At 57.4% G+C, this 23,653-nt stretch carries 27 protein-coding genes and 1 pseudogene; 25 read left to right on the top strand and 3 right to left on the bottom strand.

Translation table 11 applies throughout. The features are described from left to right. Positions 1-5 precede the first annotated feature (5 nt). From mtaB to TAMC210_RS04165, 11 genes are all read left to right on the top strand, one after another. Positions 6-1,343: a tRNA (N(6)-L-threonylcarbamoyladenosine(37)-C(2))-methylthiotransferase MtaB gene (gene mtaB, locus TAMC210_RS04215; RefSeq protein WP_217267261.1), complete on the top strand. Its 1,338-nt coding sequence runs from the start codon at positions 6-8 to the stop codon at positions 1,341-1,343. 80 nt (positions 1,344-1,423) lie between these two features. Beyond that, positions 1,424-1,765: a histidine triad nucleotide-binding protein gene (locus tag TAMC210_RS04210; protein ID WP_173297574.1), complete on the top strand. Its 342-nt coding sequence runs from the start codon at positions 1,424-1,426 to the stop codon at positions 1,763-1,765. A gap of 139 nt (positions 1,766-1,904) precedes the next feature. Beyond that, on the top strand, positions 1,905-2,795 hold the full coding sequence (locus tag TAMC210_RS04205) for a M23 family metallopeptidase (protein ID WP_173297573.1): 891 nt from the start codon (positions 1,905-1,907) through the stop codon (positions 2,793-2,795). An 11-nt stretch (positions 2,796-2,806) separates the two neighbouring features. Beyond that, positions 2,807-3,196 (top strand): bactofilin family protein, encoded by a 390-nt coding sequence (locus TAMC210_RS04200; protein WP_173297572.1) that lies wholly within the window; start codon positions 2,807-2,809, stop codon positions 3,194-3,196. A 151-nt stretch (positions 3,197-3,347) separates the two neighbouring features. After that, positions 3,348-3,524 carry a 30S ribosomal protein S21 gene (rpsU, locus tag TAMC210_RS04195; protein WP_173297571.1) on the top strand — a complete coding sequence of 59 codons (177 nt, stop codon included), beginning with the start codon at positions 3,348-3,350 and terminating at the stop codon, positions 3,522-3,524. A gap of 190 nt (positions 3,525-3,714) precedes the next feature. After that, the gene (yqfC, locus tag TAMC210_RS04190; RefSeq protein ID WP_173297570.1) at positions 3,715-4,032 is read left to right on the top strand and encodes a sporulation protein YqfC; all 318 of its coding nucleotides are present in this window, start codon (positions 3,715-3,717) and stop codon (positions 4,030-4,032) included. Then, positions 4,032-5,300, top strand: coding sequence for a sporulation protein YqfD (yqfD, locus tag TAMC210_RS04185; protein WP_173297569.1), 1,269 nt, complete (start codon positions 4,032-4,034; stop codon positions 5,298-5,300). Before yqfC ends, yqfD begins: the two co-directional genes overlap by 1 nt. Before the next feature lie 237 nt (positions 5,301-5,537). Continuing rightward, the gene (locus TAMC210_RS04180; protein ID WP_173297568.1) at positions 5,538-6,533 is read left to right on the top strand and encodes a PhoH family protein; all 996 of its coding nucleotides are present in this window, start codon (positions 5,538-5,540) and stop codon (positions 6,531-6,533) included. After that, complete coding sequence (locus TAMC210_RS04175) at positions 6,512-8,677, top strand: HD family phosphohydrolase (protein WP_173297567.1); 2,166 nt, start codon at positions 6,512-6,514, stop codon at positions 8,675-8,677. The genes TAMC210_RS04180 and TAMC210_RS04175 overlap by 22 nt, the downstream gene beginning before the upstream one ends. Further along, positions 8,646-9,116 (top strand): rRNA maturation RNase YbeY, encoded by a 471-nt coding sequence (ybeY, locus tag TAMC210_RS04170; RefSeq protein ID WP_173297566.1) that lies wholly within the window; start codon positions 8,646-8,648, stop codon positions 9,114-9,116. The genes TAMC210_RS04175 and ybeY overlap by 32 nt, the downstream gene beginning before the upstream one ends. Continuing rightward, the gene (locus TAMC210_RS04165) at positions 9,109-9,447 is read left to right on the top strand and encodes a diacylglycerol kinase family protein (RefSeq protein ID WP_173297565.1); all 339 of its coding nucleotides are present in this window, start codon (positions 9,109-9,111) and stop codon (positions 9,445-9,447) included. Before ybeY ends, TAMC210_RS04165 begins: the two co-directional genes overlap by 8 nt. Before the next feature lie 170 nt (positions 9,448-9,617). Here the strand turns inward: TAMC210_RS04165 and TAMC210_RS04160 are convergent, their stop codons facing one another. Beyond that, the gene (locus TAMC210_RS04160) at positions 9,618-10,103 is read right to left on the bottom strand and encodes an NUDIX hydrolase (protein WP_217267260.1); all 486 of its coding nucleotides are present in this window, start codon (positions 10,101-10,103) and stop codon (positions 9,618-9,620) included. Positions 10,104-10,214: 111 nt separating this feature from the next. On the opposite strand from TAMC210_RS04160, the gene TAMC210_RS04155 reads away from it, so the two are divergent. The 10 genes from TAMC210_RS04155 (at position 10,215) to ppdK (ending at position 20,702) form a co-directional block, all read left to right on the top strand. After that, positions 10,215-10,607 (top strand): cytidine deaminase, encoded by a 393-nt coding sequence (locus TAMC210_RS04155; RefSeq protein WP_173297564.1) that lies wholly within the window; start codon positions 10,215-10,217, stop codon positions 10,605-10,607. A 13-nt stretch (positions 10,608-10,620) separates the two neighbouring features. Then, the gene (gene era / locus TAMC210_RS04150; RefSeq protein WP_173297563.1) at positions 10,621-11,532 is read left to right on the top strand and encodes a GTPase Era; all 912 of its coding nucleotides are present in this window, start codon (positions 10,621-10,623) and stop codon (positions 11,530-11,532) included. Positions 11,533-11,596: 64 nt separating this feature from the next. Then, the gene (locus TAMC210_RS04145) at positions 11,597-11,770 is read left to right on the top strand and encodes a hypothetical protein (RefSeq protein WP_173297562.1); all 174 of its coding nucleotides are present in this window, start codon (positions 11,597-11,599) and stop codon (positions 11,768-11,770) included. A gap of 37 nt (positions 11,771-11,807) precedes the next feature. Then, positions 11,808-12,584: a DNA repair protein RecO gene (recO, locus tag TAMC210_RS04140; RefSeq protein WP_173297561.1), complete on the top strand. Its 777-nt coding sequence runs from the start codon at positions 11,808-11,810 to the stop codon at positions 12,582-12,584. Continuing rightward, positions 12,559-13,005: a DUF4342 domain-containing protein gene (locus tag TAMC210_RS04135; protein WP_173297560.1), complete on the top strand. Its 447-nt coding sequence runs from the start codon at positions 12,559-12,561 to the stop codon at positions 13,003-13,005. The genes recO and TAMC210_RS04135 overlap by 26 nt, the downstream gene beginning before the upstream one ends. Positions 13,006-13,424: 419 nt before the next feature. Beyond that, a complete protein-coding gene (glyQ, locus tag TAMC210_RS04130; RefSeq protein WP_173297559.1) occupies positions 13,425-14,378 on the top strand; it encodes a glycine--tRNA ligase subunit alpha in 954 nt (317 codons plus the stop codon). A 4-nt stretch (positions 14,379-14,382) separates the two neighbouring features. Continuing rightward, positions 14,383-16,473 carry a glycine--tRNA ligase subunit beta gene (gene glyS, locus TAMC210_RS04125; RefSeq protein ID WP_173297558.1) on the top strand — a complete coding sequence of 697 codons (2,091 nt, stop codon included), beginning with the start codon at positions 14,383-14,385 and terminating at the stop codon, positions 16,471-16,473. A 96-nt stretch (positions 16,474-16,569) separates the two neighbouring features. Further along, positions 16,570-17,208, top strand: a complete 639-nt coding sequence (locus tag TAMC210_RS04120) for a helix-turn-helix transcriptional regulator (RefSeq protein ID WP_173297557.1) — start codon at positions 16,570-16,572, stop codon at positions 17,206-17,208. Further along, complete coding sequence (locus TAMC210_RS04115; protein ID WP_254388508.1) at positions 17,180-18,037, top strand: pyruvate, water dikinase regulatory protein; 858 nt, start codon at positions 17,180-17,182, stop codon at positions 18,035-18,037. The genes TAMC210_RS04120 and TAMC210_RS04115 overlap by 29 nt, the downstream gene beginning before the upstream one ends. Beyond that, positions 18,027-20,702, top strand: coding sequence for a pyruvate, phosphate dikinase (ppdK, locus tag TAMC210_RS04110; protein ID WP_173297555.1), 2,676 nt, complete (start codon positions 18,027-18,029; stop codon positions 20,700-20,702). Before TAMC210_RS04115 ends, ppdK begins: the two co-directional genes overlap by 11 nt. A 51-nt stretch (positions 20,703-20,753) precedes the next feature. Here the strand turns inward: ppdK and TAMC210_RS04105 are convergent, their stop codons facing one another. Both TAMC210_RS04105 and TAMC210_RS04100 read right to left on the bottom strand, forming a co-directional pair. After that, positions 20,754-21,236: a DUF523 domain-containing protein gene (locus tag TAMC210_RS04105; RefSeq protein ID WP_173297554.1), complete on the bottom strand. Its 483-nt coding sequence runs from the start codon at positions 21,234-21,236 to the stop codon at positions 20,754-20,756. Further along, positions 21,233-21,769, bottom strand: a complete 537-nt coding sequence (locus tag TAMC210_RS04100; RefSeq protein ID WP_173297553.1) for a ferritin-like domain-containing protein — start codon at positions 21,767-21,769, stop codon at positions 21,233-21,235. The genes TAMC210_RS04105 and TAMC210_RS04100 overlap by 4 nt, the downstream gene beginning before the upstream one ends. Before the next feature lie 272 nt (positions 21,770-22,041). On the opposite strand from TAMC210_RS04100, the gene TAMC210_RS04095 reads away from it, so the two are divergent. From TAMC210_RS04095 to TAMC210_RS04080, 4 genes and pseudogenes are all read left to right on the top strand, one after another. Continuing rightward, the gene (locus TAMC210_RS04095) at positions 22,042-22,260 is read left to right on the top strand and encodes a DUF6485 family protein (RefSeq protein WP_173297552.1); all 219 of its coding nucleotides are present in this window, start codon (positions 22,042-22,044) and stop codon (positions 22,258-22,260) included. A gap of 12 nt (positions 22,261-22,272) precedes the next feature. Then, on the top strand, positions 22,273-22,737 hold the full coding sequence (gene rnhA, locus TAMC210_RS04090; RefSeq protein ID WP_173297551.1) for a ribonuclease HI: 465 nt from the start codon (positions 22,273-22,275) through the stop codon (positions 22,735-22,737). Positions 22,738-22,811: 74 nt separating this feature from the next. Further along, positions 22,812-23,411, top strand: a complete 600-nt coding sequence (locus tag TAMC210_RS04085) for a flavodoxin family protein (protein ID WP_173297550.1) — start codon at positions 22,812-22,814, stop codon at positions 23,409-23,411. An 18-nt stretch (positions 23,412-23,429) separates the two neighbouring features. Continuing rightward, positions 23,430-23,653 (top strand): annotated as a pseudogene (locus tag TAMC210_RS04080) (deoxyguanosinetriphosphate triphosphohydrolase); the annotation flags it as partial.

Raw genomic sequence — 23,653 nt, 5'->3', positions numbered from 1 at the left:
GGAGAGTGGCCGCAAAGCGGGTGGCCCTGGCCAGCCTGGGGTGTAAGGTAAACCAAAACGAATTGGAGGCTTTGAAAGGCCTGTTCAGGTCCGCGGGTTACCAAATAGTGCCCTTTGATGCCCCGGCCGATGTTTATGTGGTGCACACCTGTACCGTCACCCATTTGAGCGACCGCAAATCCCGGCAAATGATCCGGCGGGCCGTCCGCAATAATCCGGAGGCCGTGGTGGCGGTAACCGGCTGCTACGCCCAGGTGGCTCCGGAGGAAGTTCTGCGTATACCCGGCGTCGATGTAATAGTGGGCACCCGGGACCGGGCCCGTCTGGTGGAATTGGTGGAAGAGGCCCGGCGTACGGGGAAGGTAGTCAATGCCGTAAGGGAACCGGAGAAGGGGGAGGCCTTTGAGGAATTGCCCGTGACTCAGGTGAGCCGGGCGCGGGCCTTCTTAAAGATCCAGGAAGGTTGCGAAGAATACTGTACCTATTGCATAGTGCCTTATGCCCGGGGGCCTTTGCGCAGCCGGGCACCCCAAAGGGTTGTCGAGGAAGTACAGAGGCTGGTGGACGCAGGTTATCAGGAGGTCGTCCTTACTGGCGTCCATACGGGGGCCTACGGTCGCGATCTGCCGGGGGGCGTAGATTTGGATTACCTCCTCCGGCAACTTCTTGAGGTACCGGGTCTAGGCCGCCTGCGCCTCAGCTCCATCGACCCCCTGGATTTCACCCCGCGGTTGATCCGCACCCTGACCGAAGCAGAGCAAATCTGTCCCCACTTCCACATACCGCTGCAGAGCGGCGACGACTTCATCCTCGAGCGTATGGGTCGGAGGTATACCGCCTACCAGTACCTGGAACTCTTAGATCGTCTCCGGGAGGGGCGACCGCGGGCGGCCATAACCACGGATATTATCGTAGGATTTCCCGGCGAACAAGAAGAGCACTTCCGCCGCACTCTGGAAGTGGTCCAAAGGGCCGCCTTTGCCAGGCTCCATGCTTTTCCCTATTCTCCGCGGTCGGGTACTCCTGCTGCAGCAATGCCGGACCAGGTTCCTGCGGAGGTTAAGAAGGAGCGCATGGCGCGCCTGCTCCACTTGGGCCGGAGGCTGGAAGAAGAATATGCCAGGTGCTTTCTGGGGGAGACTTTGGATGTGCTGGTGGAGGAACAGCTCCCCGGAGGGGAAGATCTATGGGAGGGGCATACCGGCAATTACCTGACGGTGTTCTTCGCCGCCCCCGGTGACTGGACCGGCCGCTTGGTTCCGGTACGTTTGCGGGATTGGCAGGAAGGTAGGATATGGGGCGAAGCCTGCCTTACCGGCCACCCCTTAAATTCGGGATGGTAAGATGTACCGGGGGGCAGGATTTTTTACCAGGGGCGCGAAAGAATCCTTTTAGTCTATCCCTGAGGGAGGTTCTGCCGACCATGTCGGACTGCATTTTCTGTAAGATAGCGGCGGGCGAAATGGCGTCGGAAATGGTTTATCAGGATGAGCGGGTAGTAGCCTTTAAGGACATCCGGCCAGTGGCCCCGGTACATATCCTCATCATACCGCGGAAGCATATCCCTGACCTGACGGCCATTACCGAAGAAGATGCCGGTCTTATAGGCCACCTCCATCTGGTAGCGGTAAAAATAGCCCGGGAGCTGGGCTTGGCCGACCGGGGCTTCCGCCTGGTAAACAACTGCAAGCAGGAGGGGGGTCAGGTCATCTATCACCTACATTATCACCTCCTCGGTGGGAGACAGCTCAAGAACATCTGCTGAGGCGAAGAAGCACTTTAGCAACGCCAGACGAGGTCCTTGAAACGGGTAGCAAGCCACTGGTCCACAGACCGGTGGCTTTTTTGTCTGAAGCGGACGAGATAAAAGGAAAAAAGCAAAAAATGTGGAATAAATTATACTCATGAAGTACAAGTCGGAAACCCATTTTACCCTCCTGGTGGTCCCCGAGGGCCGCCGGCAGATCCACAGCTGGCGATTGCCCTTTTGGAGTTTAAGACTTCTAGGGGTTCTCCTGGTATCTGTATTGACCCTCGCAGGGGCGTTGGGCTATCTCTCTATCCGCCTGGCCGCCAGGGTCAAGAGTTTACAACAACTGGAAGTGGTTAACCTGCAGCAGGCCCGGGAAATTGCCCGCCTGAAAGAGGAGACCCAGGCCCTGGAGGAGGCCGTCAATGAGGTAACGCAGCTGGAGGCCCAGGTTAGGGAGAGGCTGGGCCTGGACCGGGCGCGCCCAGGTTTGAGCTCCCGTGGCTCTTATCTGCCCTTCAGGCCCCGGGAGCAGGCCCGCAACTTGGCTGAGGTGGAAAGTAGTCTCCAGAACTTAAGGGCCGAAGTTCCCCAGGCGGCCGCCCGGTTGAGGGAGCTAAACCGGCAGGTAGAGGAGCACCTGGCTTATCTCGAGGCCAAGCCTACCCAGTGGCCGGTAAGAGGGGAAATCACCTCCCCTTTCGGCTACCGAACTTCTCCGACCAACCGGTGGCGGGAGGAGTTCCACGACGGCCTCGATATAGGCGCTTCCTTCGGTACCCCTGTGAGGGCTGCGGGGGCGGGTACGGTGGTCTTCGCGGGCTGGATGGGTGTATACGGACGGACGGTCATCATCGATCACGGCTACGGTTATCGCACCTTTTACGGCCATAACTCATCTCTGCTGGTAAGGGAAGGGGACCGGGTAAAGAAGGGACAGGTCATTGCCGAAGTGGGGAATACGGGTAGGAGCACCGGCCCTCATGTGCATTTTCGTCTGGAGGTTCAGGGACGGCCGGTGGATCCCCTTACACTTCTGGAGTAAGAGGTGGAGTCATGTTAAAACGCCGGGACGTACCTTTAAATGAGAACGCGCCGGTCAATACTATCATAGGACGCAGTACCAGAATCAAAGGTTCCCTGGTGAGCGAGGAATCCCTCCGGGTGGACGGTTCCTTTGAAGGAGAAATAACCACCGCAGGGGATATAATCGTAGGGGCAACGGGAGAGGTAGAGGCCACCGTAACGGCCCGCAACTGTTGCGTAGTAGGGAAGTTAAGGGGGAAGGCAGAGATCACCAACCGCATGGAAATCCTGGCCAAGGGTGTGGTCGAGGGCGATATACAGGTGGGCGAGCTGGCCGTGGAAAAGGGTGCGGTCTTCTGCGGCAACTGTACAGTGACCAAAGGAGGAGATGCGGGGGAACAGGGAGCCCCATTGGAGTAACCCTTTTTTCTCCCGCCCAGGGTAGTGATGAGGGCGAGTTTCCGTCCTGGTAAGAGGAAAAAGTAAAAATGTGTGGAATAAGAATAAATATAGCCCTTAAAATTGGCCTAGGGTGGTAGTCGCGTTCCGGGCCGGAGGGAGGGAAAAACAGGTGAGCGAGGTAAGAGTAGGTAAAGACGAAACCTTGGATAGCGCCCTGCGGCGGTTCAAGCGCCTTTGCCAGAAATCGGGTGTGCTCGCAGAGATCCGTAAACGCGAGCATTACGAGAAGCCCAGCGTAAGGCGCAAGAAGAAAGCCCAGGCCGCCAGGAAGCGGCGTTGGCGGTAAGGTTGGAGATTTTCCCCAGATGGGTACCCTTCCTCCAGGTGTCCCTGGAAAACGACCAATCTACCCAGGCAAGGCGACTACTGGCTCGCAAAGCCCGGCTTATGAAGCCGGGCTTTTTTGTGCCTCGATAACCCCGGTGGGTCTTTTTGCCGGTGAACAAGCATAGATTTAGTGGGAGGGAGGGGCCGTTATGGACAGACCCTTTAATTCGAGGAAATTGGCCGCTCGCCTTCGCACCGCGGAAACCGGGTTGGTCCGGTTTTTAGATCTCCCCCCAGACGCCGTGATGAACCTGCCTCGTCTTACCCTGCTGGGCAACAGTAGACTCATTGTGGAGAACCACCGCGGCCTCCTCGTTTACAACCGGGATCTGATCAGAATTAAGGTGACTATCGGTGAGATAGAGGTAGACGGTGAGGATTTAATGCTTAGAGCGATCCGGCCGGAAGCCCTGGTCGTGGAGGGCAACATAAGAAAGATAACCTTGGCTCAGGGGGGAGGTCGCTAATGTTGCGGGACTGGCTGGCTTTCCTGGAAGGTTATCTTATCATCCGGGTGGAGGGAAAAGGAGCGGAAAGCTTCCTCAACCTGGCCCTGGAGAGGGGGATGGCCTTCGGCGATCTCAACCGGGATGAGGAAGGTAACGTGGTCGCCAAGATACCTCTAAGGTATTTCCGCAGCCTGCGCCTGGTGGCCAGGGAAACCGGCTGCCCCCTTCACATACTGGACAAGCGGGGTCTCTATTTCTGGTGGCGGCGTTTAAGAAGACGTCCTGCGCTCCTTTTAGGAACTCTGGTGTTCGTAGTGGGGCTATACCTTCTTTCCGCCTTCATCTGGACGGTGGACGTGAACCCCTTGAATGAATTAAAAAAGGTCAAACCCGAAAGAATAGTGGACGTCGCCAGGGAAGCAGGCCTCCGGTCGGGCGCCTGGAAGGGGAACCTCGACGTACGCTCCTTAGAGCACTACATCCTCCTAAAAACCCCCGAATTGGCCTGGGTGGGCGTCAGTTTCCAGGGCACCCGGGCCATTATCGAAGTGGTGGAAAAAACGCTACCCGATCAGGAGGGCGATTCCCGCCTCCCGGCCCACATTATAGCTACCAAAGACGCTATAATATCGGAAATCCTGGTGCTGAGCGGCCAGGGCCGGGTGGCGGTGGGGGATACTGTGCGCCGGGGCGACATTCTCATTTCCGGTATTGTCTTAACCTCTACGCCCCAGGAACAGGCCGACACCGCCAACCAGGCCGCCCGTCCGCTGCCGGCGCCCCGCCTGGTGCGGGCCAGGGGCATCGTACGAGGACGGGTATGGTACGAAGCTGAAGGAGAGGTTCCAAGGCAACAAATACAGGAACACCTTACCGGGCGGCAAACAACGGCGGTAATGCTCCGCACTCCCAACACCCGGGTCATCCTTAAGGGGCCCGGTGTGCCTCCTTACCGTAACTACCGCCGGGAGGAGAGGATTATCCGCCTCCCTTCGTGGAGGAATTTTGCTTTCCCCGTCGAACTGATTATTATGACTTATTATGAAACCTCGGTGCAGCACCTTCGGCTCACGCCGGAAGAGGCCAAGGAAAAGGCCAGGGAGCAGGCCCTGTCTAATCTAAGACAGCAGCTTCCTCCCCAGGCCAGGGTCTTAGGCACAAAAACCGTGGAAGTAAAGGAGGAAGCGGGCCGGGTGCGGGTGAGGGTAATCCTGGAGGCAGAGGAGGACATAGGCAGGGAGGCCAAGCTTACCGGCCTTAAGCCGGAGCAGGACGGAGCTCCTTGACGAGACAGCCATGGGATAGGGCGGCTGGAGGGGTGCCCACCTTCCTTGACTGTCGGCATAGATAGGAAAAGGCAGGCGGTGTCTTGGTCCGCGAAGCTCACGGTGCGACGGGGAGCCAAATCATGCCCGGCTAATAAGCGGGGATGGCTCAGATACATTGAAACCTTTACTGGGAAGGCTGAATACGGTATAATAAACTGTCATCCAAAAGGATGCCGGGGAGGATGAGGGACAAGTTTGACCGAACAACTCGAAGTTAAGCTGGTACTCGGGAACAACGGTGAGGCGGCTACCCTTTTTGGTTACCGCGATGAAAACCTAAGGTATATTGAAGAACATGCGGAAGCCCGCATCGTAGCCCGGGGCAATGAAGTTCACATTTCCGGCCGCAAGGCCGAAGTAGAGGAGCTGGAAGAGCTCTTCCACCAGTTAATGGGCTTAGTGCGTCTGGGTACCAACATTAACACGGCGACCATTAACTACGCCTGGAACCAGGTGCGCCAGCGGAAAAAGAAAAAGGGCCAGGTGCCGGATCTATCCGAGGCTCTGGGAGAAGTCCTCTATGTAACGCCGCGGGGCAAACAGATCCGGCCCAAAACCTTAGGCCAGTTGCGTTATGTACAGGCCATGCGCCAATACGATATCGTTTTCGGCATCGGACCGGCCGGTACGGGCAAGACCTATCTGGCAGTAGTTATGGCGGTAAGCGCCTTGCGCTCGAGGAGTGTGGAAAGGATAGTCCTGGCGCGGCCGGCCGTCGAGGCCGGTGAGAAGCTTGGTTTCCTGCCCGGTGACCTCCAGGAAAAGGTCAATCCTTACCTACGGCCCTTGTACGACGGTCTTTACGACGTTTTGGGTATGGAAATGGCACAAAAATATATGGAAAAAAGTATTATAGAGGTAGCTCCCCTTGCTTATATGCGGGGCCGTACCCTGGATGATGCTTTTATCATCCTGGATGAGGCGCAAAATACCACCTCGGAACAGATGAAGATGTTCTTAACCCGTATTGGCTTTGGCTCGCGGGCAGTTATTACGGGAGATGTTACCCAGATAGACCTCCCCCGGGACGTTACTTCCGGCCTGGTGGAAGCCGAGCGCATACTGCAGGGGATAGACGGGATTGCCTTTGAGTATCTCACCGAAGCAGACGTGGTAAGACACCCGCTGGTGCAGGATATCATCAGGGCATACGAAAGGAGTGAACGGGTTTGGCGTGGCAGTGGCCAATAAGCCAGCTACGCTCACTATGGGCCCGGGCTGAACAGAAAACCGTCGTCAGGCGAACCCTCTGGGGAGGGGTTTTATTTTTCCTGGCCCTGACCATTATGGCGGTAGACTTTTGGCCCCGAAGGATAGACTTAAAGGTAGGCCAGCCCAGCCCCAGGGATTTTAAAGCCCCCCAGGGAATAGTTTATGAAAGCGATGTCCTGACGGCCAGGGCCCGGGAGGAGGCGGCCCGGAACGTAGAACCCATTTATAAAGTTGACAACACCGTGGTAGAGACCATCTCCCAGCAGGTGAAAGAAATATTCGGGACTTTGAAGCAAGTCAATTCTCAAAATACGGATACGGGCGAGGGGGCTGCTAAGCTTCAGGCAGCCTTGCCTTCTTTCAAGTTGAGCCCATCTACTGTGCAGGCGCTGGTAACGGCGGATGCTGCCGAACTAAATCACCTGGAAGAGCGTATCCTCCAGATTATACGGCGTAATATGGAGGGTGCCATCTCCCAGGAAGCGGTGGAATCTACCCGGCAGAAAATCATGGCCGAGGTGGAGAACCTGGAAGCGGCGGAGGAGTACAAGCCTTTCTTGGTAGCTCTGGTCCAAAACCTGGAACTAAAACCCAACTTAGTATATGACGTAGCCGCAACCCTGCAAAGGCAGGAGAGAGCTCGGGCCGAAGTAGCCCCGGTGCAAGTGACCATTCGGCAGGGAGAGAAGATTGTAGGGGACGGGGAAATTGTCGACGAGGAGGACATCGAGGCCCTCCAAAAACTCGGGCTTCTTCGGCCGGAGGCCCCCTGGACCGCGCTGCTGGGTCTGGTCTTGCTCCAGGGAATTCTGGTATTCCTGGTGCTTTTTTACCTGCGCTCCTTTAAAAAGCAGGTCTACTCCAGTGACCGCCTACTCCTTTTGCTGGGCTTGTTATGGTTGATTTTCCTCCTCTTTGCCCGGGGAGTAATGGCCATAAGCCTGGGCAGCAGTGCCGAAGTTACCCGCCTGGTTGGATATCTTATCCCCGTGGCGGCCGGGTCTATGCTGGCGGCTATTCTGCTGGAAGCTCAGGTGGCGGTGGTCTTTACCTTGTTCTTGGCCCTGGAAACCGGTATCATCAGCGGCAATTACTTCCCCTTTGCGGTGACCGGCGTAATCAGCGGGCTGACGGGTATTTACTGTGTTTCCCACCTGGATCAGCGGTCCAGCCTGGCCCGCTCCAGCCTTTATCTGACCCTGGCCAATATGCTGGCCGTGGTGGCCCTGGGTTTCCTCTATAACTATTCCTTATTTCAGTTGAGTGTAGGGGTAGGTTTGGCCATGGCCAACGGCATCCTGGCCACGGTCCTGACCATTGGCTTCCTGCCCTTCCTGGAGAACACCTTTGGCATTACCACGTCGGTAAAACTCCTGGAGCTCTCCAATCCGAACCATCCCCTCTTAAAGCGCCTGCTCCTGGAGGCGCCGGGGACTTACCATCACAGTATTCTGGTGGGAAACCTGGCCGAAGCCGCTGCCGACGCAGTAGGAGCGGATTCCCTTCTGGCCAGGGTGGGGGCTTACTATCACGACATCGGTAAACTCAAGAGGCCCTACTTTTTTATCGAGAATCAAGTGGGCGCGGAGAATCCCCATGACAAGTTATCTCCTTCCTTGAGCACTTTGATTATCTCCTGCCATGTCAAGGACGGCCTGGACCTGGCCCGGGAATTCGGTCTGCCGGAGGTAGTGCAGGATATTATCGCCCAGCATCATGGCACCACTCTAATGTCCTTCTTCTATCACAAGGCCTGTGAAAGAAGCCACGGCCACGACGTAGACGAGGAGGATTATCGCTATGACGCGCCCAAGCCCCAGAGCAAGGAAGCGGCCATCGTCATGCTCGCCGACAGTGTAGAGGCCGGAATACGCTCCTTGCCCAAGCTCACCCCGGGCCGCATGGAAGGTTTTGTGCGCAAAATAATTAAAGAGAAGTTGGAAGATGGTCAACTGGAGAACAGCAACCTGACCTTCAAAGAACTGGCCACCATAGGCGATGCCTTTGTCCGGGTTCTTAACGGTATTTTCCACTCCCGGGTGGAATACCCGGAGGCGGTGTTGCGGGAAATGGAAAGGAGAAAGGCCCGAAATGGAATGCTTCATAAACAATCAGCTGGATAAGGCCCTGGAACCTGCCCTGGAAAAAGCCCTCAGGAACCTTCTTCAGGAGGCAGCCAGGCAGGAGGGGGTGCCGGAAGGGGCCGAGGTGAGCGTTACCCTGGTAGATGATGCGGAAATCAGGCGTTTAAACCGCATGTACCGCGGGGTGGATGCCCCTACGGACGTCCTTTCCTTTCCTCTCCAGGACGAAGAGGAAGTAGAACCGCCGATTAAGGGGGAAGAAGGAGAGCTGCTCCTGGGGGATATTCTTATTTCCCTGGAAACGGCCGCACGCCAGGCGGCCGCCTACGGGCATTCCCTGGAAAGGGAAGTGGGCTTTCTGGCCCTCCACGGCTTTTTGCACTTGCTGGGCTATGACCACGATACACCGGAGAGGGAAGAGATCATGTTCCGCCGACAGGAAGAGATTTTAGGCAAGGTGGGGCTGGTGCGTGGGTAAGAAATTCCGCGCCGCCTTTACGGGACTCCTCTTTGCCCTACGAACCCAGTCGAATATGGCCATTCATTTGAGCGCGGCTGCCGGGGCTTTGGCGCTGGCGTATTACCTTAAGGTAAGGGATTGGGAATGGGTGGCCCTCGTTTTAACCATTACCCTGGTACTGGCGGCCGAAATGTTCAACACGGCCCTGGAGGCGGCGGTTAATCTGTACAGTCCCCAGTATCACCCCCTGGCCCGGGTGGCCAAGGATGTGGCCGCCGGAGCCGTCCTGGTGACGGCCCTGGGGGCGGTCATAGTGGGGATGCTGATTTTTTTACCTAAACTCCTTTAAAGTCTAAAGGACATACTGGATGAGAAATGCTTTAAAGCCTCACTTCTCCTGGGCGGTTGCTCTCTCTGAGGCGCCCCGTTGGGGGCCAGCTAGTTGCGGATCGCCGTTTTCCGCCGGAGGATTACCTCGGTCCGGCAAGCCCCGGCGGGCACAAAGGACCAAGGGGCTTCTCAGGGAGTTCTCCCCCGGAGGGTCCGGTAAAGCAGCCCGGAAGGCCTGAGGTGGGGCGGGTCGGCGAAGAGGCCGAGTTCCCTCAGCAGTTCCAGGGTGCCGACGGTGAGTTCATGGTTACCCACTTCCTTTAGGGGGACCCAGCGGGCTTCCATCACATCTGACGCGGGGGAGAGTTCACCTGAGACGTATTCGGCCCAGAAATCCACCAGAACATAGTGGTATTTGACCCGGCCCTGGTCATCGGTATAAATGCTGTCTAGGACTGCTACGGGGGGCCCTATTCTTATGGTGAGGCCGCATTCTTCTTCAACTTCCCTCCGGAGGGCCTGGGTTAAGGTTTCCCCGGTTTCCACCTTGCCTCCGGGTATGCTCCAGGCGCCCTTGGCCGGCGGCCTTCCTCGCTTTACCAGGAGCAGGGCTTCACCGTGTACAACGATGGCTCCTACGCCCACCAGAGGTGTAAGGGGATAAGTGCGTAACACTTTCCAGACTCCCGATTCCACGGCAATTTGTATATACAAATTATACGCTTCTCGCCGGATTCCTGCTCTTATAATTATTAAAATTTCCCCCGAAAGAGGTATAATAGATTTATGGATAAGACCTATGACGGAGAGGCACTGATAAGAGCTGCCGCAGGAGCCAGGGAAAGGGCCTACGCACCTTACTCTCGTTTTCCGGTGGGAGCCGCTTTATTGACGTCCTCGGGCAGGGTTTATACAGGCGTTAACATCGAGAATGCTTCCTATGGCCTTACGGTTTGTGCCGAAAGGGTAGCCCTCTGGAAGGCGGTTTCCGAGGGGGAACGCGAATTTGTCGCCCTGGCGGTAGTAGGGGGCGACAGGCCCTTTACCTTTCCCTGCGGTGCCTGCCTCCAGGTGCTGGCGGAATTTGCCCCTGACCTGGAGATTATAACCGGCCTGCCCGAGGGAAGGATGCTTAAGGAACGGCTAAAGGATCTTTTGCCGAAGGCCTTCGTCCTTTAAGGAGTAGTAACGTATGGCGGAAGTCAAGGATCACCGTTCGGGTTTCGCCGGCCTTATCGGGCGGCCCAACGCGGGCAAATCTACCTTGCTTAACGCACTGGTAGGCCAGAAAGTGGCCATCATCTCGGATAAACCCCAGACCACCCGCAATAGGATTCTGGGAGTTTATACCGCTCAAGACGCCCAGATCGTGTTTTTGGATACGCCGGGAATACATAAACCCCACCATCGCCTGGGCGAATATATGGTTTCCTTAGCCCGCCAGACTCTCAAAGAAGTGGACGTGGTTGTTTACGTAGTAGATGTTTCGGTGGAACCCGGCGCAGGGGAAGAATATATCCTGGGTTTTCTTAAGGAAATAGCCACCCCGGTGGTCCTGGTCTTTAACAAAATAGATTTAATTAATGGCCGGCAACTGGATAAGACAAAAGGGTTTTTTTATTCTCGCTTTCAACCGGCTGAGGCGGTGGCTGTTTCCGCCCTGCAGGGCCTCAACGTGGACCTGCTGCCCCCCCTGATAATCCGGCACCTGCCGCCGGGACCCCAGTATTACCCGCCCGATCAGGTGACGGACCAGCCGGAGAATCTGCTCATAGCGGAGCTCATCCGGGAAAAGATCCTGCTTTTAACCGAGGAAGAGGTACCCCACGCGGTAGCCGTGGTGGTAGAGGAGGTAGCGCCCCGCCCCAATAATATGTTATACGTGGCAGCCACCGTTTATGTGGAAAGGGATTCCCAGAAGGGCATCCTTATCGGGAAAGGAGGTCGCATGCTGAAGGAAATCGGAACCCTCGCCCGCCGGGAACTGGAAGGTCTTTTGGGCAATAAAATGTACCTGGATCTGCGGGTAAAGGTCAAAAAGAACTGGCGAAAGCAGGAAACGGCCTTAAAGCAGCTGGGCTACGTGCTGGCAAAAGGGGACTAGTATAGGCTGTTCGATTTGGGCAAGGATATAGGTTAGGCAGGTCCCTTTCAGGAGGGGAAGACGTGTGAAACCCAGCGAAGCTCTTTGGCAGCTTTTTGCGGCTACGGGACACGTCCACATTTATTTGCTCTATAAACAACAGGAAAGATATGAGTTGGAGGCAGGGCTACAGGATAATGAGGCCCACCCAGGGGATGGGGGAGCGCAAAATTCGGTAATAGGCGAAATAACGGGCTAAAGTACTGAAGAAAATATAACGGGCAGGTTAAAAGGCAGTGGCAGGCCTTTATCAAGTACAGGGTATTGTGCTTTCCACCCAGGATTTCCGGGAAGCAGATCGCATTTTGCATATTTTAACCCCCAACCGGGGAAAAATTACCGCCATTGCCAAGGGGGTGCGCAAGGCCCACAGCAACCTGAGGAGCGGCACCCAGCGACTCTGCCTGGCTCGTTTCCTGCTTTATGACGGCCGGAGCATGGCTACGGTAACCCAATGCCAGGTAGAAGACTTCTTTGCTCCCTTAAGGGCAGACCTCGAAAGGTTGTTGACCGCCTGCTACTTAGCCGAGATAGCAGACGTTTCAGTGCCGGCCGGTCAGGCCAGTCCGGAGATGTTCGGCTTGTTGCGCCGGAGTCTTGGCCTTTTGGTCCGGGAAAATCCTCACTTGGTAGCCCGGGCCTTTGAAGCTCGCGCCATAAGCGTGCTGGGATTTGCCCCGCGGGTCAATCTCTGCGCCGCTTGCGGGGCCCCCCTGGAAGAGGGGCTTATACCCTTTGCCCCTGCGGCCGGGGGCGCCCTTTGCAGCCGCTGCAGCCGGCAGTATGGGGCGCAGTATCGCGTATCCCGGGAGGCCCTGGCCGTTTGGCGTAATCTGGCGTCCATGGGCGGCTCCCACCTCAGCCGCCTGAAATTGTCTCCCCGGTGTCAGAGGGAGCTGGCGGAAATTCTGCCTGCTTATTTGGAATACTATTTAGACAGAAGGCTCAAATCCCGTATTTTAATGGAGCAAATTAGGGAGGATGCATATGAGTACGGAACTCGAAAAAATTGACATCCTGCGCAAGCGGGTAGGGCTGTCTTCCCGGGAAGCCAAACAAGCCCTGGACGAAGCCGGGGGGGACGTTATTGAAGCCCTTATCCGGCTGGAGGAAGGTAAAAAGGAGGAAACGGTCCACGCCTTAGAGACGTGGGGGGAAAGACTTCTGACCCGCATTAAGGAGATCCTCCACAAGGGCAAGGTGACCAAAATCAAGATCAAAAAAGACGGGAAAACTGTGGCCGAAATACCGGCTACGGCCGGAGCTTTGGGCGTCCTGGGGGTGCTGGCCAGCACCGAGCTGGCCATCCTGGCCGGGATTAGCAGTGTGGCGGCCCTTTTCAATCGCTACACCCTGGAAATCGAACGTCCCGGCGGCCAGGTGGAAGAACATTCCTTAGACTTACGGGAGAAAGACGGAGGCAACGGGGCCTGAGTCTTTGCCGCCTTTAAAAGCGTCACTTAGCTCACCGACGAGGGAGTGGAGGCAAGGGGAAGGGCAGGGGCCTGGCGAAGGGGAGTACGGAGGCGGCGCCGGAGCCTTAGAGAGGCTGCGGCTGTCAGGCACGGAAGCCCCATGAACCGGAAACCCGGCCGGGTAGGCAAGGTGAGCGCTGGTCTGGTCAGCGGGGCTCATGGAGGGAGCGGGAGCTCAATGACGCCCGGCCTAAGCTCTGGGGATGCGAGTTGACAAGCCCCCCCTCCTCTGGTAAATTATTTTTCAAGGAGGACTGAGCTCCCGTCCCGTGGTGGGGCGGGTTTTTTGTGTAGCAAGATCAAGATAGCAGGCCACCAAAAGACTTGTGCGCAAAGAGGTCCTGCATAACCTAGATACGTGGGGGAGTGCCTGTTCACGTGAATTTTCAACAGCTCATCCTTGCCCTTCAGAATTTCTGGGCGGATTATGGTTGTGTTATCCAACAGCCTTACGACCTGGAAAAGGGTGCGGGGACCATGCACCCGGCGACTTTCCTTAGGGTCCTGGGCCCTGAACCATGGCGAGTGGCCTACGTGGAGCCCTCTCGTCGTCCTACCGATGGCCGCTACGGCCAAAACCCCAACCGCCTGCAGCATTATTACCAGTTCCAAGTTATTTTAAAGCCCTCACCTCCCGAAGTGCAGGATATCTACCTTCGGAGCCTGGAACACCTCGGCATTAATCCCCTGGAGCATGATATTCGGTTTGTAGAAGACAACTGGGAATCCCCCACCCTGGGAGCCTGGGGTTTGGGCTGGGAGGTGTGGCTGGACGGAATGGAGATAACCCAGTTCACTTACTTCCAGCAGTGCGGCGGCTATGATCTGCGGCCGGTGAGCGCGGAGATTACCTACGGTCTCGAACGGCTGGCCATGTACATCCAGCAGGTGGACAGCGTTTATGATATAGAGTGGGTAGATGGGGTGACCTACGGCCACATCCACCACCAGGCAGAGGTAGATTATTCCCATTACAATTTTACTGCTGCGGACACCGGCATGCTCTTCTCCCTCTTTAACGTTTACGAGGCCGAAGCCAAGCGCATTATCGAACAGGGGTTGGTGCAGCCGGCCTATGATTACGTCCTGAAGTGTTCCCACACCTTTAATCTGCTGGATGCGCGCGGGGCCATCAGTGTAACCGAAAGAACGGCGTACATAGCCAGGGTACGCCACCTGGCCCGACTCTGCGCTACGGCTTACTTGGAGCAGCGGGAGAGGCTCGGTTATCCCCTCCTCAAGGCCTTCCCCCAAGGGGGGATTCCGGAGGGCGCCCCAGGTTGGGCTGCCGCCGAGGATACAAAGGACAGTTTTGACGTTAAGGGGGGGTAACAGGTTGAGGCGAGACCTGCTGCTGGAGATCGGTACCGAGGAAATGCCGGCCCGGGTTCTGCCCTCGGTGCTGACGCAACTGGGAGACCTGGCGGGCCGGCTGTTCAAAGAAGAACGGTTGACCTATCAAGATGTGGCGGTGTACGGAACGCCGCGCCGCCTGGTCCTCTATGTTAGCGGCCTGGCGGAAACCCAGGAAGAACTGATCCGCGAAATTAAGGGCCCTCCCGTAAGGGCGGCCTTTACGGCCGATGGCCAGCCTACCAGGGCTGCCCTCGGGTTTGCCCAGAACCAGGGCGTGGCGGTGGAGGAACTGGTAACCAGGACCTTACCCGGCGGGGAGTATGTCTTTGCCCTCAAAAAGGAGGCCGGCCGCCCCGCCTTGGAGGCTCTGCCCGGTATATTGATAAAAATGATCCAAGGCTTGAGTTTTCCCCGGCCGATGCGCTGGGGAGACCTGGAGCTCAAGTTTATCCGGCCCATCCGTTGGCTCCTGGCTTTATTCGGTCCCGACGTAGTTCCCCTCAATCTGGAGGGCCTGAAGGCGGACCGGCTGACATACGGTCACCGGTTTCTGGCTCCTGGCCCCCATTTAGTGACTGCGCCGGAGGCCTATTTTAAAGTTTTAGAGGAGAACTACGTCATCGTCGACCACCGGCTGCGACGGCGGCTCATATGGGAGCAGGTAGAAAACCTGGCCCACCGGGAGGGCGGAAGGGTTAAGGACGATCCCGAGCTCCTCGAGGAAATTACCTTTCTAGTCGAATATCCCACGGCCGTGTGCGGTCGCCTTGCGGAGGAGTACCTGAAGCTGCCCCCGGAAGTGGTGACCACCCCCATGCGCGAGCACCAGCGCTATTTTCCCGTTTGGGATGGTCGCGGCGAGAAGTTATTGCCCCTTTTCATCGCCGTACATAACGGCACCGGGGAGCATACCGACAAGATACGGGCGGGATATGAAAAAGTGCTGAAAGCCCGTCTGGCCGACGCTTCCTTCTTTTACGAGGAGGATCGCAAGACACCACTGGCGAGCAAGGTGGAAAAGCTGGCCCACGTTCTCTTTCAGGAAAACCTGGGTACCATGCTGGACAAGGTGGAGCGTTTAAAGAAACTGGCGGTATATTTAGCCTGCACCCTGGATCTGCCGGAAGGCCTGTGGCCTACGGTGGAAAGAACGGCCGAACTGGCCAAGGCCGACCTGGCCACCAACATGGTCTATGAGTTCCCCGAGCTCCAGGGAATTATGGGTTCCTACTATGCGGCAGCCGACGGTGAAGACGAGGAAGTTTGTCGCGGGATCCGCCAGCATTACTGGCCCCGCTTTGCCGGCGACCGCCTGCCGGACTCCCTGGCGGGCATGGTGGTCGGATTGGCCGACCGGCTGGATACCCTCGTGGGATGCTTTGCCGTCGGCCTCATCCCTAGCGGCTCCCAAGACCCCTTTGGACTGCGCCGGTGCGCCTGGGGCCTGGCGGCCACGGCGGTAGAATTGGGCCTGCACTTTTCCTTAGCTGAAGCTATAGCCCAGGCTTACGACACCTATACGGCAGCCAGCATCCGCCTGCCCCAGCCTTTAGGCCAGACCGCGGAGGAACTTCAGGGCTTCTTGCGGGGAAGGCTGGAGCATATCCTTGAAGAAAAGGGCATACGCTATGATGTGGCGGAGGCGGTACTGGCGGTGGGCTGGGACGATCTGGCCGGTGCTTATCACCGGGCCCGGGATCTGGAGGCATTCCGCCGGACGGAAGGTTTCCCCGCCCTGCTTACGGCCTTCACCAGGGCTTTTAACCTGGCCCGTCAGGCGCAGGAAGAGTACGAGGTGGAGCCGGGCCGGCTGGAGGAGGAGGCCGAACGCCGACTCTACCACTCCCTTGCGGCTGCCGAAGGGGAGTGCCGGCCTTACCTGGCCCAGGGGAACTATCTGGGCGCCCTAGAAAGAATGGCCGACCTCCGGGGGCCCATCGATAACTTCTTCGACCGTGTTCTGGTCATGGCTCCGGACCCTTGGCTTAGGCGCAATAGGCTGGCCCTGCTCCAGAGAATAACCCGTCTTGTCTTGCAGGTGGCCGATTTTTCCCGCCTGCTTCCTGACTAGGAAAAAATTTTTGCAGCAGCAGGAAAAAGGCTGGTAATGTTGTATACGTAATAATGTATACAACGGTCGCTGGCGGCTGTTAAGGGTGGTGAAGCCGTGCAGCTTACGCCGCGGCAAGAGAAAATAGTGGAGATCGTGAAGCGCCATGGTCCCATCACGAGCCAACAGATCGCTGCCATGTTGAATCTAACCAGAGCCGCTCTACGCCCCGACCTGGCCATCTTAACCATGTCGGGGATCTTGGAAGCTCGTCCCCGGGTGGGGTATTTTTATCACGGTGGTTCGGTACAAGCCCTGATAGCGGATGAGATAAAAAAAATTAAGGTAGGAGATGTCAAGGGCCTGCCCAAGGTAATCCGACGAGACGCCTCGGTTTACGATGCCATCGTAGCCCTATTTATCGAAGATGTCGGCACTTTAATGGTGGTCGACGGTGAAGGCCACCTAGAAGGTGTGGTGTCGCGGAAGGACCTCCTTAAGGCGGCCATCGGCGGCACGGCTAACCTGCAGCAGATGCCCGTCTCGGTGGTAATGACCCGCATGCCCAATATAGTCTGTACGACGCCGGACGAGAGCATCCTGCACGCCGCCAGGAAGATTATCGAGCACGAGGTGGATGCCCTGCCGGTGGTACGGCCGGTGGGCCCTTCGGGCAACAAGCTGGAAGTCGTCGGCCGCATCACCAAGACCACCATTGCCAGGTTGTTTGTGGAATTGGGCACGGCCGGCAGGTAGAAGGGAGGGTTCGACCATCGGAGTAGTTTATATTATTTCCGATTCCCTGGGGGAAACTGCCGAACAGGTTGTTCGGGCCGCCGCCAGCCAGTTTGACGGCGGGGATGTTGACATCCGGCGTATACCCTATGTTACCGAACCCGAGCACCTAGAGGAGATCGTGGCCGAAGCAGCCCAGGAAAAGGGAATCATAGCTTTTACCCTCGTTCTGCCTGAGCTGAAAGATAGGCTACTGCAACTTGCCAGGGACCACGGCATAGGTGCGGTTGACCTTTTAGGGCCCATGCTCGAGGCCATGGCAAGCCTTACCGGCCGATCACCGCGCCTGGAACCCGGGCTTATACGGCGCCTAGATGAAGATTACTTCCGGAAAATGGAGGCCATCGATTTTGCCGTGAAATACGACAACGGCAAGGATCCTCGGGGCCTCCTCTACGCGGACATCGTCCTCATAGGCGTTTCCCGGACGTCCAAAACGCCCGTATGTATGTATCTGGCCTTAAAGCGGTTACGCGCGGCCAACCTGGCCCTGGTGCCCGAGGTACCCCTGCCAGAGGAACTTCTATCCCTTCCCCGGGGGAAAATCATAGGTCTGACCATTCACCCGGAGCACCTATACCAGATCAGGCAGGAGCGCCTGAAAACCATGGGGCTTCCGGCCCGCGCCGATTACGCCACTATGGAGCGCATTCAGCACGAGCTGGCCTACGCTCAGAAGGTTATGGAGCAGTTGGGCTGCCCCGTCATCGATGTTACTAATAAGGCTGTAGAAGATACGGCCGTTAAAATACTGGAAATCTATTATCGGGGGGAAAAAGATGGCAGGTAAAAAGTACATCTATTTGTTCTCCGAAGGCCGAGCTGATATGAAGCAGCTCCTAGGAGGCAAGGGAGCCAACCTAGCCGAGATGACCAACATCGGCCTGCCGGTGCCGCCGGGAATTACCATCACTTGCGAGGCTTGCAATGAGTATATTCGCCTGGGCAGGCAGTTCCCGGAGGGCCTGGAAGAAGAGTTAAAGGCCAGGCTCAAAGATCTGGAAGCCCTCAACGCTAAGAAGCTGGGAGATCCCAAGGACCCCCTGTTGGTTTCCGTCCGTTCCGGCGCTCCGGTTTCCATGCCGGGTATGATGGACACCATCCTCAACCTGGGGCTCAACGATGAATCGGTTAAGGGCCTGGCGGCCAACACCAATGACGAGCGTTTTGCCCTGGACTGCTACAGGCGGTTTATCCAGATGTTTGGAGACGTGGTCCTGGGCATCGACCATGATAAGTTCGAGGCCATCTTGGAGAAGCACAAGGAACGCCTGGGGGTCAAATTCGATAATGAGCTGACGCCGGCGGCCTTGCAGGAAGTCATCGCCGAGTACAAGGACCTGGTAAGAAAAGAGGTAGGCCGGGACTTCCCCCAGGATCCCCAGGAACAGTTGAGAATGGCGGTGAGGGCCGTCTTCGATTCCTGGGACAACCCGCGGGCCATCGTATATCGTAAGATCAATAAAATACCTGATGATCTGGGGACGGCCGTCAACATCCAGACCATGGTCTTCGGCAACATGGGCCCCACCAGCGGTACAGGGGTGGCCTTTACCCGTAACCCCGCCACGGGAGAAAAGGGCATCTACGGAGAATACCTCATCAACGCCCAGGGCGAGGATGTGGTGGCGGGCATCCGCACCCCCAAGCCGATTGCAGAACTTAAGAAGGAAATGCCCGATACCTACCGGCAGTTTGAAGAGATTTGCGCCCTCCTGGAGAAGCATTACCGCGACATGCAGGATATCGAGTTCACCATCGAGAGGGGCAAGCTCTATATCCTCCAGACCCGTGTAGGCAAGCGTACGGCGGCGGCGGCCGTCAAGATAGCCGTAGACATGGTGGAGGAAGGTCTCATCAGCCAGGAAGAAGCCATCTTAAGGGTGGACCCCGATCAGGTGGTTCAGCTGCTCCACCGGCGCGTAGACCCCGAGGCTAAGGTCCAGGTAATTGCCAAGGGGCTGCCGGCTTCTCCCGGCGCGGCTTCGGGGAAAGTGGTTTTCGATGCCGATGAAGCGGAACGCAAGGGTTTGGACGGGGAAAAGGTTATCCTGGTGCGGAACGAGACTACGCCGGATGATATTCACGGCATAGTCCAGGCCCAGGGCGTATTGACGGCGCGAGGGGGCATGACCAGCCATGCGGCCGTCGTGGCCCGGGGCATGGGCAAGCCGGCGGTTGTAGGTTGTGGAGACCTCAAGATCGACGTGGGCGGTAAGAGATTCTTCGTGGGCAGCCTGGAAGTGAAAGAGGGGGATGTTATTTCCATTGACGGTGCCACGGGCAACGTCATGCTGGGCGAAGTTCCCCTGGTAGAACCCCAATTGAGCGGCGAGTTCCAGACGCTGCTCCAGTGGGCCGATGGGGTCCGGCGCCTCAAGGTCCGCGCCAACGCCGACACTCCTGAAGATGCTCGGCGGGCCAGGGAATTCGGGGCCGAGGGTATAGGCCTCGCCCGTACGGAGCATATGTTTATGGGTGCGGACCGGTTGCCGGTAGTGCAGCAAATGATCCTGGCTAAGAATAAGGAAGAACGGGAGGCTGCCCTGGCCAAGCTTTTGCCCATGCAGCAGGGCGACTTTTATGAGATCCTCAAGGTGATGGAGGGGCTCCCGGTGACCATTCGCCTCTTGGATCCGCCTCTCCATGAGTTCCTGCCCAGCGCCGAAGAGTTGCTGGTGGAAATCACGAGGCTGGAAGCTACCGGCCAAAATCCGGAGGAATTGGAAGCTAAACGGGATCTCTTAAGGGAAGTCCGGGCTAGGGAAGAGTTCAACCCCATGCTAGGCCACCGGGGCTGCCGGCTGGGCGTGACTTATCCCGAGGTGTATGCCATGCAGGCCCGGGCCATCTTCCGGGCGGTCGCCCAGCTTAAGAAAGAGGGCATTAACGTGTTGCCGGAAGTGGAGATCCCCCTGGTCATCCACGTCAATGAGCTGCGGCGCCTGCGCCAGCTCGTCAACGAAGTAGCCGACGAGGTCAAGAAGGAAACCGGGGTGGACTTCGATTATAAGGTGGGCACCATGATCGAGCTACCCAGGGCTTGCGCTACGGCCGATGAGATTGCGGAAGAAGCCGAGTTCTTCTCCTTCGGCACCAACGATCTCACCCAGACCACCTTTGGCTTCAGCCGGGATGATGCCGAGGCCAAATTCCTGCCCCAGTACCTGGAAGAGAAGATCTTGAAGGAGAATCCCTTTATGGTCCTGGACAGGCAGGGAGTGGGTAAGTTTATGCGCATGGCCGTAGAGCTGGGGCGCAAGACACGGCCTGAACTGGAGGTGGGCATTTGCGGTGAGCACGGTGGAGAGGCCAGCTCCGTGGAGTTTTGCCACCTCATCGGCTTGAACTACGTGAGCTGCTCCCCCTTCCGGGTGCCCGTGGCGCGCTTGGCCGCGGCCCAGGCGGTAATCAAGGAGAAGAAGGACAAGGAGGCTTCATATAGTACCGAATAGCAAGGGCTGGGAAACCGGTCCCCGGCCTCGGGTGGCGGCCCCCTCCTTTCTTTAAAGGCAGGGGGCTTGCTTTTTCCAGGTTTCTTCATTGAACAGCTTTATCCCCTGGGAGTGCAGAAGGGCTGCCGTGACGCCTTGGCCGGGCCGGGTTTGACCCCTAAAGCTGCCGTCATAGATGGCGGTGCTTCCGCAGGAAGGGCTTCTTTCCTTAAGGATGGCTATTAGGGTTCCGTGACGGCGGGCCACCTCGAGGGTTGCACGGGCGCCTGCGATGAAGGCGGGTGTTACATCCACGCCTTCGTTGTTCACCACCCGTGCCTGGCCTTGCAGCACATCCCGACCGTCTCCCCCCTGAATTTCTGCCGGCGGGCGGGGAACGGGGAGCCCTCCCAGCCTTTCCGGGCACACGGGGATGGCCTTCCCCCGGACCACCAGGTCTCTGATTGCCGGTACGGGGTTGGCTCCGCCGTCATATCTACATTGGCAGCCGGCCAGGCAGGCGCTTACGAGAACGGGAGGTAGGTCGGATTTCACTTTATCTCTCCTTGGCTTTGGGGTTCACCAACATTATAGAACAAGGGAGACCCCTTTGTCATGGCGTATAGAACGCCGAACCTAGTTGCGTGCTCTAACTCATCGCCCATGGCCAGGAAAAAGGTATCCCGCACCAGTCCATCGGTACTGGATAGAATCACTTCGTGATAAAATTCTGCCGCCTCCAGTTCACTCTGGAGGGATATCAAAAGGCCCTCCTCATAACTCCGGTATTGAACCGGGTCAATGGTGTAATGGGGCTTTTGGCCGGTGAAGAAGCTGTACAACCTAGAAAAAGCCTCCAGGTGTTTCAGTTCATCTTGGTAAGCGTGGTGGACGAATTCCCGGTGTAGCTCGTTCGGCGTTTCCCTTAACAAACGGTAATACAAATCGGCGGCCGTTGCTTCGGCAACAATGGAGTCATAAATATTCTTTAATAGTTTTCCCCAATCATGGGGGCCCAATATCGGTAGATTAGGTATTTGTAACTTTAGCGGGCCATAGGCCGGAGGGGTACCGGGCTTATAGGGCATAGCATCCACCCTCCTCAGATCCGTGTTTATAACGATTATATGCAACCAGTGACATTGTGTGCGGCCCCGCTTCGGCAGGAATCCGGCCTGTAAAGGAGAAGCTCATAAAGAGGACCGGGTAAGGGCTATTTTGGCGCCTGTTCGCCGGACAGGGTTTATGGAGCGAGCGAAACCCAAGCAGGCCTAGGCTCGAAAGTGGGGATGCCAGGGTCCCCGGCCTTACCTGGCGAGCCCGGTTCCGCGAGAGGAGTCAGTTAAGGGGGTAAAGCCTTATGGGGCAGTGCGTTAATCTAGAGCAAAATCGGAAAATGTGTACCTGTACTTATGAACCGTGCAGCAGGAAGGGTAATTGTTGTGCCTGCATACTTTACCACCGGCGCCATGGGGAGTTGCCGGGATGCCTGTTCCCCCCGGAGGTAGAACGCACATATGATCGCAGTATCGAGCGCTTTGTGGCCTGCTACGGCCGCGGTTCCGGAAAGGGCAGGTGAGGGACCGCAGAAATGAAGGAGGTCATAATCTACACCGATGGAGCTTGCAGCGGCAATCCCGGTCCCGGGGGGTGGGGGGCGGTTCTCCTCTACGGTAAGCACCGCAAGGAGCTTTCCGGCGCCGTACCCTCCACCACCAACCAGCGAATGGAATTGACGGCGGCCATTGAGGCCTTGAAGGCCCTAAAGGAAGCATGCCGGGTGAAGCTTTACAGCGATAGTGCCTATCTGGTAAACGCCTTCAACCAGGGCTGGCTCAAGCGCTGGGAGGAGAACGGCTGGCAGACGGTAAAAAAGGAGCCGGTGGAGAATAAGGATCTATGGCAGGAACTCCTCAAACAAGCGGCCCGGCACCAGGTGGAGTGGCTCAAAGTGGCCGGCCACAGGGACAATGAAGGGAATAACCGCGCCGATGCCTTGGCGCGAGCGGCCCTGGCGAAGCTGCAGGCCCGGGAAAAAGATAAGCCGGGAGGTTAGCCCGGCAGGAGAAAATCACTCTTGTGTCGAACCATTTACCGATTAAATTCCAGTCATCAAAGGGTGGGCCGGCAATGTTAATTGTAGGCATCAATGGTAGCCCTCGCAAAGAGGGCAACACGGCGTATCTTCTTCGGGAGGGCTTGGCCGCGGCGGCGGACGCCGGAGCAGAAACCGTCCTCATCCATGCGGGCGAAGCCCTGGCGGACCAGAAGAATTTCTTCTGTGTCCAGTGCAGCTCACCGTGCCAAGGTTTGTGTTCCCGGGACAATCGCCTGGGCGAAGCCTACGATATCCTGCGCCGCTCGGACGGGATCCTTCTGGGCAGCCCGGTTTATTTCGGCAGCGTCTCGGCCCAGCTTAAAGCTTTTTGGGATAAGAGCAGGGTGCTCCGCAAGGAGAAGGCCCTGCTCAATGTGGTAGGGGCGGCCGTGGCGGTAGGAGGCAGCCGCTTTGGAGGGCAGGAAACCACTTTAAAGGCCCTCTTTGACATGATGCTCGTCCAGGGCATGATGATAGTAGGAGACGGTCACGGGGAATACGATTGCGGCCATCAGGGAAGCTGCGGCCAGGCGCCGGCGGCCCAGGATGAATTCGCCGTCAAGCGGGTGAGGATCCTGGGACGGCGTTTGGCCGAGGTGGCGGCAGCTACCGATTCTCTGCGTCGCCGCTAGGGCCGGGGAGGGGGCTCGTTGCTCTTAAGGGAGGAAGCCGAACGCCTGGAAGAAACCTTGCTCTCACCTTTCGCTACTTTGAGCAGCTGGAGCCGGGGTAGGGAGCGGCCGGAGGAACCCTGCCAGGTGCGGACTGAATTTCAGCGGGACCGCGACCGGATTATTCATTGCAAGGCCTTCCGCCGGCTGAAGCATAAGACCCAGGTCTTTATCGCCCCCGAAGGAGACCATTTTCGCACCCG

Source organism: Thermanaeromonas sp. C210, assembly GCF_013167955.1.
Lineage (GTDB): Bacteria > Bacillota > DSM-521 > Neomoorellales > Neomoorellaceae > UBA12545.
This window is presented reverse-complemented; position numbering and strand designations above follow the sequence as displayed.